This window comes from Enterococcus mundtii, from assembly GCF_002947535.1.
Classification (GTDB): Bacteria; Bacillota; Bacilli; order Lactobacillales; family Enterococcaceae; genus Enterococcus_B; species Enterococcus_B mundtii_B.
Genome location: NZ_PUAP01000077.1, coordinates 1 through 2129, shown reverse-complemented (window position 1 = coordinate 2129; position 2129 = coordinate 1). Strand labels below are relative to the sequence as shown.

General features: G+C 33.4%; 2 protein-coding genes. Both read left to right on the top strand.

What is annotated here, in order from left to right; all coding sequences use genetic code 11:
- The first annotated feature begins 348 nt into the window (after window positions 1-348).
- A complete protein-coding gene (locus CUS89_RS15925) occupies window positions 349-1338 on the top strand; it encodes an IS30 family transposase (RefSeq protein ID WP_002337512.1) in 990 nt (329 codons plus the stop codon).
- Between the two features lie 302 nt (window positions 1339-1640).
- Window positions 1641-1808, top strand: coding sequence for a hypothetical protein (locus tag CUS89_RS16180; RefSeq protein WP_181055384.1), 168 nt, complete (start codon window positions 1641-1643; stop codon window positions 1806-1808).
- The last annotated feature ends 321 nt before the right edge of the window (window positions 1809-2129 follow it).

The following is a 2129-nucleotide window of genomic DNA, read 5'->3' as shown; positions in this document are numbered from 1 at the left end:
AAACTTTGCAACAGAACCAATAAGGTTATAGTTAACATAAATATTTAGCACGTATATAACAGTTTGATTTTAAGCTGTTTAACATCTAAATCTCCTGAATAGTAAAATAAAGCGCAACAAACCTCCACAAACTTATATTGATGCTCGTTATTTAATATGATACGATTTGCCTGCATACTGCAGGGAGTACGATTTGATTATGAACACAGATATGATAGCCTTGTATCGGCTGAGCTGACTTGTCTTAAGTTAGCTCCTAGTTGGAAGCGGATCTCATATCTGTGAAGGTTCATTGTCAAATCATTCGTTGCCGTAGTAATTAATAGAGCAAGGGAGCTAGTTTGATACATGGTATATAAACATTTAACCGCTGAAGAGCGTGGAAAAATTGAAGCCTATCTTGACGAAGGATTACGACCAGCTGAAATAGCACGTAGATTAGATCGCCATCGTTCAACAATCACTCGGGAGATTCAACGGGGGACTGAAGCTAGAAAAGCCAACAGTATCGCACGGTTGCCTTATCAAGCTTCAAGTGCACAAAATATCGCTAAATTGCGGAAAAAAAACTGTGGAGTTACTAAAAAAGCCACGATTCACAATACCAAAACTATTTTAAAATATCTGAATCTAAAATATTCTCCAGAACAAATTGCACATTCCATTAAAAGCGTAAAGGTATGTACATCCACGATCTATAACTGGATTTACTCAAAAACCATTGATTTCAACATCAAAAAGCTTAGGAGACATGGAAAAAGATATAAAGTAAAGTCATCTGGATCGAAGATTCGCATTGATCGAGCTTTCTTTGAAAATAGAACCATTGATTTGCGCCCAGAAGCTGTTCAGCTTCGTACAGAATTTGGTCATTGGGAAGCTGATACAGTAGTTTCAAAACGAGGCATATCAACCTGTCTAGCAACTTTTATCGAAAGAAAGACACGACAATACGTAGCAATTAAACTCCCTAATAAAACAGGCCGCGCTATGATGGCAGCGATTAAAAAACTAATAGAAATGTATCCTCAAGGGGTAAAATCTATTACTTGTGATCGAGGAACTGAATTTGTAAATCAATTTCAAGTCGGTCTTATTGAAGACACCTTCGGGTGCAAAATTTACTATGCAAATCCGTATGCACCTCATGAACGTGGTTCTAACGAAAATCATAATGGATTACTTAGAGAATATTTCCCTAAACCGTTTAATTTTAAGAATGTCTCGCAACGTATCGTCGATGACGCTGTAGAAAACTTAAATACTAGACCAAGAAAAATTCTAAATTGGAAAACACCAGCTCAAAAGTTTAAACTAGAATACGCGAGAATTACATGATATTTTCAAGAGATTATTTCATTTGTTATAAAATGTTTTTGTCGAACAATCGTATCAATTTAAGTTTACCGACAGGGTTTAAAAGAGCAAAAGACGAACTATATTTATATAAAAGTAATGTATAGTTGCGCTTAATCTTAACATTCGCCTAACATCTAAATCTTTGCATAATATATCTTATGTAAACTAATATTTATATTTAAATTATTTTAAGAAAACATTAGTATTTTAAAGCTTTTTAGATTAAAATATACTTGAGGCTTAATAGTATTGTCCCTAGTAAAAAAAATGGAGGTAATATAATGGCAAATATCAAGTATATTGGAAATGATACAAAGACGTTAGAAAAAGGTAAAATTCATAGGAGGGACGGAAATCAAACCGGCTGTGGAGCGAAAATTGATGATAATCCACAAGATTGGCAGTCTACAACAGCTTCTATCACTTGTGAAAAAAGAGGTTGTAGATAAAATCACCTTTATATACAAGTTGAAAATAAAGTAAGTGCTATACCACAATTTTGACAATATTAAAAACCTTAAAATGTAAGCGGTGTCTTATTTGTTAATAATTTAGCTATCACTCCTTAGAAAGTGATAGCTAAATTTAATGGATTTTTCAATTATTTAAACGTAAATCGTTCATTTATAATTTTGGTTACGTTTGATTTAGTTAGAAAATAAATCCACGATGGGGTCACTCCGGAAATTTGTCTTTTCATATACATTAGATTTTGCGACTCTTTCAAATCCTCTTCACTCTTAGACGAACTGGTTCTGTTGCAAAGTTTT